Consider the following 6,492-nt stretch of genomic DNA (forward strand, 5'->3'; position numbering starts at 1 on the left):
ATCACGCCGATGATGTCGCTGATCTTCTTGCTGCTGTGGTTGATCTCGTCCATGGTCGTGACCACCTGGCCCACCACTTCACCGCCGCGCACCGCGATCTCCGCGGCGCTCGCCGCCAGCTGGTTCGCCTGGCGCGCCGCATCGGCGCTCTGGCGCACCGTGCTCGTGAGCTGCTCCATGCTCGCCGCCGTTTCCTGCAGGTTGCTTGCCGCCTGCTCCGTGCGCGCGCTCAGGTCCTGGTTGCCCGAGGCAATCTCCACCGACGCCGTGTTGATGCTGTCCGTCGCGCTGCGCAGCTCGCGCATCATGCCGAGGAAGCGCTGGCGCATGCTCTCGACCTCGCGCACCAGGCGGCCGATTTCGTCGCTGCGGCTGGACTGGAAGGCCTGGCTCAGGTCACCCTGCGCCACGGTGGTGACGGCGGCGGTCAGCTGGGCCAGCGGCTGGCTCACGTTGCGGCGCACCAGCAGGTACATGCCAGCGCCCAGGGCGGCCGTGGCCACGGCCAGCATGGCCCACAGGGCGTACATGGTGCGCCAGTAGCTGGCCATGGCTTCCTTGTCGGACACCTCGGCCACCACCCACCAGCCCGACTGGGACTGGCGCTTGACCGCCCACGGCCGCTCGATGGACGCGTTGAACAAAGGCGTGGCCTCGCCCACGAACACCTCCGGCGATGCGCGCATTTCGCTGAGCATCGCGGCAGCGCCGGGGTTCACCTCCAGCACCTTCTTGCCCGCGGCCGTGGGGTGCGAGACGAACACCGCATCCTCGTTCGATCCGGCGGGGTCGATCACATAGCTGCCACCGCTCTCGAAGAAGCGCGCTTCGTCCACGAGCTTGTCCAGCGCGGTCTGGAAGTCGGCCATGTCGAAACCGATGAACAGGATGCCGACCACCTTGCCGGCGTCGTCCTTCAGGGCCTCGTAATGCGTCATGTAGGGCTTGCCGAACAACACGGCGCGGCCGGTGTAGGTCTTGCCTTCCAGCATCAACGGGTAGGCCGGGTGCTTGCGGGCCAGCAGCGTGCCCATGGCACGCTCGCCGTTTTCCTTTTTCAGCGAGGTGCTGATGCGCTCGAAGTCATCGCCCTTGCGCATGAAGATCGTCGCCGCGCCACCGTTGGTGCGGCCGAAGGTGTCGACCTCGGAGAAGTCGTTGTTGAGCAGCATGCCCCAGCCCTTGAGCATGCCGGCCTGCACGTCGAGCTCGAACTTGTCGGCGAACTTCTGGCGGAACGGCTTGTAGGCCCGATCCGTCATCATGCGCGCCGTGGTGTCGAAAGCGTCGATCGAATTGCCCACGGACAAGGCCTTGTCGCCCGTCCACTGGACCATGCGCTCGCGCGAGGATTTTTCCGCCATGACGGACATGACGCCACTGATCAGCACCAGCACCACGGACAGCAGGGCCACGGCGAGCAGGGCGACGCGGCGCGCCACCGAGCTTTGTCGGTTGTCGGTTGGTCTCATCTTCGGAAGCTCCTCGTCGCGGCCCGGGCCGCGGGCTTGTTATTGAAGTGCCTGGGCGCTGTCCATCAAGCCCATGTCGCTGCCGGACATGAGGGCTTCGATGTCCATCAGGATCAGCATGCGTTCACCCACGCTGGCGATGCCGGTGATGAAGCTGGTGTTGACGTTGGTGTTCATCTCGGGTGCCGGCTTGATCAGGTCGCCGGCGAGCTCGAGCACGTCGGAGACGGAGTCGACCACCGCGCCGACCACGCGGCCGTGCACGTTGAGCACGATCACCACGGTGAAGCCGTTGTATTCCACCTTGTCGCAACCCAGCTTGATGCGCAGGTCCACCACCGGCACGATCACGCCGCGCAGGTTGACCACGCCCTTGATGAACGCCGGGGCGTTGGCGATGCGGGTGGGCTCTTCGTAGGAGCGGATTTCCTGCACGCGCAGGATGTCGATGCCGTACTCCTCGCCACCCAGGCGGAAGGTCAGGAATTCGGCGCTGGCAGCTTGTGCGGCGGCGGCCCTGGCACTGTCGTGGCGGGCAAGGTGGTTGGCTTCGTTGCGCATGTCCATGGATCGGGTCCTCAGTTGACGGGTTGGTCCCAGGAATATCGGCCAGCGCGGCGGCGGCTGAAGGCGTAAAAAGGCCGACAAACCCGCCCCAATCACCGCTCGCCAGGCACATCGAGTACCAAAGTACGCAGAAGCGGCCCCGCGCCGGCTCAGGGTTTGTCCCTGAGGCGTCGGTGGCCCCGCCGGCCATCTGGTAACTTGAACCGATGAACGACACCACCCCGCCTGGCCCGCAACACCTGGCCGCCACCCGCTGGATCGAAACCGACCACCCCGCCGTGCGCGCCTTCGCCCGGGAACACGTCCACGGCGAGACACCGCGCGAGAAGGCGGTGTCGCTGTACCTCGCCGTGCGCGACGGGCTGCGCTACGACCCCTACCGCATCGACATGTCCGACGCCGGCATGAGCGCGAGCCGCGCGCTGGAACAAGGCCACGGCTGGTGCGTGCCCAAGGCCGTGCTGCTGGCGGCGGTGTGCCGCGCCGAGGGCATTCCCGCGCGGCTGGGCTTTGCCGACGTGCGCAACCACCTCTCCACCGAGCGCATGCGCCACACCATGAAGACCGACGTCTTCGTCTGGCACGGCTACACCTCGCTGTGGATCGACGGCGCCTGGCGCAAGGCCACGCCGGCTTTCAACATCGAGCTGTGCGACAAATTCGGCCTGTTGCCGCTGGAGTTCGATGGCGAGGCCGATTCGATCTACCACCCCTTCGACCGCGAAGGCCGCCAGCACATGGAGTACGTGAACGAACATGGGGCCTTCGACGACCTGCCCCTGGCGCGCATGCGCGAGGTGTTCCGCGAGGTCTACCCCGACATGCCCACCGACGCGCAGCCGATCGAGGGCGACTTCGGCGCCGACGCCGCGCGCGAAGCCGGCCGGGCCTGAGCCGGGCCGCCGATCAGCTTGAGAAGCGGAACACAGCCGTGCTGGCCATCAGGTTGGGCAGCACGCGGACCTCGCGGCCCTCGTGCAGGCCGAAGCTGTCCTCGATGGTCAGGCCGTTGCGTCGCGCCAGCACCTCGAAGTCGGCGTGCGTGCCGACGCGGATGTTGGGCGTGTCGTACCACTGGTAAGGCAGGCGCTTGGTGACCGGCATGCGGCCCTGCAGCACGTGCAGGCGGTTGGGCCAGTGCGCGAAGTTGGGAAAGGCGACCACGCCCAGGCGACCCACGCGCGCGGTCTCGCGCAACATGGTTTCGGCGTTGCGCAGGTGCTGCAAGGTGTCGATCTGCAGCACCACGTCGAACGCGTCGTCACCGAACATGGTCAGCCCGTCTTCCAGGTTGAGCTGCAGCACGTTGACGCCGCGCCGCATGCAGGCGAGCACCTTGGCGTCGTCGATCTCCACGCCATAGCCGCTGCAGCCACGCGCGGCCTGCAAATGGGCCAGCAGGGCGCCGTCGCCGCACCCGAGGTCCAGCACGCGCGAGCCCGGCGGCACCAGGCGGGCGATGGCGTCCATCAATGGCTTTTCGCTCATTTGAAAACCTCCGTGCTGCGCACTGCGGAGCGAGCTTGCTTGGGGCGGCCCGGCGCGGCGCTCATGCCTTGCCTCCCGCGATGGTCTGTTCAAAGTAGGCCCGCACCGCCTGCAGGTAACGCGGATCGTCGAGCAGGAAGGCGTCGTGGCCGTGCGGCGCATCGATCTCGGCGTAGCTCACGTCGCGCTGGTTGTCGAGCAGGGCCTTGACGATCTCGCGGCTGCGCGCGGGTGAAAACCGCCAGTCCGTGGTGAAGCTCACCAGGAAGAACTTCGCCTGGGCGCGCGCCAGCGCGGCCGTGAGGTTGCCATCGAACGCGCGCGCCGGGTCGAAATAGTCGAGCGCGCGGGTGATCAGCAGGTAGGTGTTGGCGTCGAAGTACTCGCTGAACTTGTCGCCCTGGTAGCGCAGGTAGCTCTCGATCTGGAACTCCACGTCCTGCGTGGAGTAGCGGTAGGCCAGTTCGGCCGCCGCCGCGGGATCCTGGGCGTCGCTCGAGCGCAGGCTGCGCCCGAACTTCTCGTTCATCACGTCGTCGCTCAAGTAGGTGATGTGGCCGATCATGCGGGCGATGCGCAGGCCCCGGCGCGGCAACGTGCCCTCGCGCAGGTAGTGGCCGCCGTGGAAATCGGGGTCGGTCACGATGGCGCGCCGCGCCACCTCGTTGAAGGCGATGTTCTCGGCCGTGAGGTTGGGCGCACTGGCCACCACCACCGCGTGGCGCGCGCGCTCGGGGTACTGCAGGGTCCAGCTCAGGGTCTGCATGCCGCCCAGGCTGCCGCCCATCACCGCCGCCAGCGTCTGGATGCCCATGGCGTCGAGCAGGCGGGCCTGTGCATCCACCCAGTCCTCCACCGTGACCACCGGGAAATCCGCGCCCCAGGGCGTGCCGGTGGCGGGGTTGTTGTGGGTCGGGCCGGTGGAGCCGAAGCAAGAGCCCAGGTTGTTGACCCCGATGACGAAGTACTTGTCGGTGTCGACCGGCTTGCCCGGGCCGATCATGTTGTTCCACCAGCCCTCGCTGCGCGCCAGCGGCTGGCCGCTGTCGTCGGCGTACCAGCCCGCGACATGGTGAGAGGCATTGAGCGCGTGGCAGATCAGCACCGCGTTGGACCGGTCGGCGTTGAGCGTGCCATAGGTTTCCACCACCAGCTCATAGGCCGGCAGGGTGGCGCCGGAACGCAGCGGCAGCGGTTCGGAGAATGGGAAGGTCTGTGGCGTGACGATCAAGGCCTTGTCCTGCGGGCGCCGTTCGCCCAATAAAAAACCCGGTGCCGCCAAGAGCGAGACCGGGAATCTCCCCTTTAGCGGCATTTTTAAAGCGCCCGCAATCTGGAACAAATCGGCGCTGGGCGTCAGTATAAATTGATCCGACGGCCCCTGCAGCCGCCGGCCAGGGCCCGCCAAGACGGGTTTTCCCGCTGTTTTCGCCTCCCTGTTGTTGCCGCGCATCGGGCTTACCACACCTTTGCACATCCTGAAAAATAGTTAGTGTTTGCAGGACATTCAGCGCATAATCCCTCGGCGAGCGTGGAAAACGCTCGTTTTGACAAGTGATCGGTTGGTTTCGCGTGCTACAGGTTTTTGTGTGCTAACGGGGCTCCATCGCTATTTTTCTCTGTGTTATTAGGAGTCCCAACCATGGGCAACAAACTGTACGTGGGCAATCTGCCTTACACCGTGCGCGACGAAGACCTGCAACAAGCTTTCAGCGCCTATGGTTCTGTCAACAGCGCCAAGGTCATGATGGAACGCGAAACGGGTCGCTCCAAGGGCTTCGGCTTTGTGGAAATGGGCAGCGATGCCGAAGCGCAAGCCGCGATCGAAGGCATGAACGGTCAATCGCTGGGCGGTCGCAGCCTAGTGGTCAACGAAGCACGTCCGATGGAAGCCCGCCCACCCCGCAGCGGTGGTGGCGGCTTCGGCGGTGGCCGCAGTGGCGGCGGCGGCTTTGGTGGTGGTGGCGGTGGTGAAGGCGGCTTCCGCAGCCCCTACGGCGGCGGTGGCCGTCGTGAAGGCGGTGGCGGTGGTGGCCGCGGCGGTTACTGATCGCCCGCACCCGTCGGCCTGAACCGGCGCCTGGCGCCGGTCGACACGACACAAAAGCCCTGTGGCATCTGCCCCAGGGCTTTTTTCATGGCCGCCTCAGCGGGTGGCGTCCCGCTCGCCCTGACGGTGCTTGCGCGGGCGGCCGGCGAGCAGGCGGTCGAACCAGGGGTTGGGCAACAGCCGCAGCAGCTTGGCGACCACGCCCATCTGCCAGGGAATGACGCGGTAGCTCGTGCCCGCGCCGATGGCGTCGAACGCGCGGTCGGCGAAGGTTTCCGCGGTCAACAGAAACGGCATGCGGTAGCGGTTCTGGCGTGTCAGCGGCGTGTCCACATAGCCCGGCAGCAGGGTGACAACGGCCACACCACTGCCCCGCAGCTCGCCCCGCAGGCTCTCGCAATACGCCACCACCGCGGCCTTGCTGGCGCAGTAGGCGCCGTGCCCGGGCAGGCCCCGGATGGCGGCCACGCTGCCGATGCCCACGAGCGCGCCGCTGCCGCGCGCGGTCATGGCCGCCACGAAAGGGTGGAAGGTGGCGGCCAGGCCGGTGTTGTTGGTGGCGAAGGTGCGCGCCATCACGTCGATGTCGCTCCGGTCGGCGGTGTCCATGCCGATGCTGATGCCGGCGTTGGCGATGACGACGTCGGGCACGCCTTGCGCGGCCAGGCAGGCCTGGCCGGCGGCGACGATGCTGTCGATGTCGGCCACGTCGGCGCCATACACCTGGCAGCGCGCGGCGTCGAAGCCCTGTGCCTGGGCCCAGGCCTGCATGTCCTCGGTGCGGCGCGCCACCAGCGCGAGCCGGTAACCCGCCCGCGCGAAGCGGGCCGCCAGGGCCTGGCCGATGCCGCTGGAAGCGCCGGTGATGAACACCAGCGGGCCGGAGACGGTGGGGGTCGGGTGCATGGTGGGGTG

Annotated in this window: 7 protein-coding genes and 1 riboswitch; of the genes, 2 read left to right on the forward strand and 5 right to left on the reverse strand. The window is 67.2% G+C overall.

What is annotated here, in order from left to right; translation table 11 throughout:
* Both AC3WPZ_RS27300 and AC3WPZ_RS27305 read right to left on the reverse strand, forming a co-directional pair.
* Positions 1-1,472, reverse strand: a 1,472-nt coding sequence (locus AC3WPZ_RS27300) for a Cache 3/Cache 2 fusion domain-containing protein (RefSeq protein ID WP_492442485.1), incomplete at its 3' end; no start/stop codon positions are given.
* Positions 1,473-1,511: 39 nt separating this feature from the next.
* Positions 1,512-2,039 carry a chemotaxis protein CheW gene (locus tag AC3WPZ_RS27305; protein WP_291115200.1) on the reverse strand — a complete coding sequence of 176 codons (528 nt, stop codon included), beginning with the start codon at positions 2,037-2,039 and terminating at the stop codon, positions 1,512-1,514.
* Positions 2,040-2,245: 206 nt separating this feature from the next.
* Here AC3WPZ_RS27305 and AC3WPZ_RS27310 point away from each other — a divergent pair, with 206 nt between their 5' ends.
* Complete coding sequence (locus tag AC3WPZ_RS27310; RefSeq protein ID WP_382322366.1) at positions 2,246-2,932, forward strand: transglutaminase-like domain-containing protein; 687 nt, start codon at positions 2,246-2,248, stop codon at positions 2,930-2,932.
* Between the two features lie 13 nt (positions 2,933-2,945).
* Here AC3WPZ_RS27310 and metW read toward each other — a convergent pair whose 3' ends face one another.
* Entirely contained in the window at positions 2,946-3,527 is a 582-nt protein-coding gene (gene metW, locus AC3WPZ_RS27315) for a methionine biosynthesis protein MetW (RefSeq protein WP_297402977.1), read from the reverse strand.
* Positions 3,528-3,588: 61 nt separating this feature from the next.
* Positions 3,589-4,788, reverse strand: coding sequence for a homoserine O-succinyltransferase MetX (metX, locus tag AC3WPZ_RS27320; RefSeq protein ID WP_382322367.1), 1,200 nt, complete (start codon positions 4,786-4,788; stop codon positions 3,589-3,591).
* Between the two features lie 23 nt (positions 4,789-4,811).
* Positions 4,812-4,887, reverse strand: a riboswitch (SAM riboswitch).
* Positions 4,888-5,169: 282 nt separating this feature from the next.
* On the opposite strand from metX, the gene rbp reads away from it, so the two are divergent.
* Positions 5,170-5,577, forward strand: a complete 408-nt coding sequence (gene rbp, locus AC3WPZ_RS27325; RefSeq protein ID WP_291115208.1) for an RNA-binding regulator — start codon at positions 5,170-5,172, stop codon at positions 5,575-5,577.
* Between the two features lie 96 nt (positions 5,578-5,673).
* On the opposite strand, the gene AC3WPZ_RS27330 is transcribed toward rbp, so the two are convergent.
* Entirely contained in the window at positions 5,674-6,483 is an 810-nt protein-coding gene (locus tag AC3WPZ_RS27330) for an SDR family oxidoreductase (protein ID WP_382322368.1), read from the reverse strand.
* Positions 6,484-6,492 lie beyond the last annotated feature (9 nt).

It is taken from the genome of Hydrogenophaga sp. FW305-3-2-15-A-LB1, assembly GCF_058787875.1.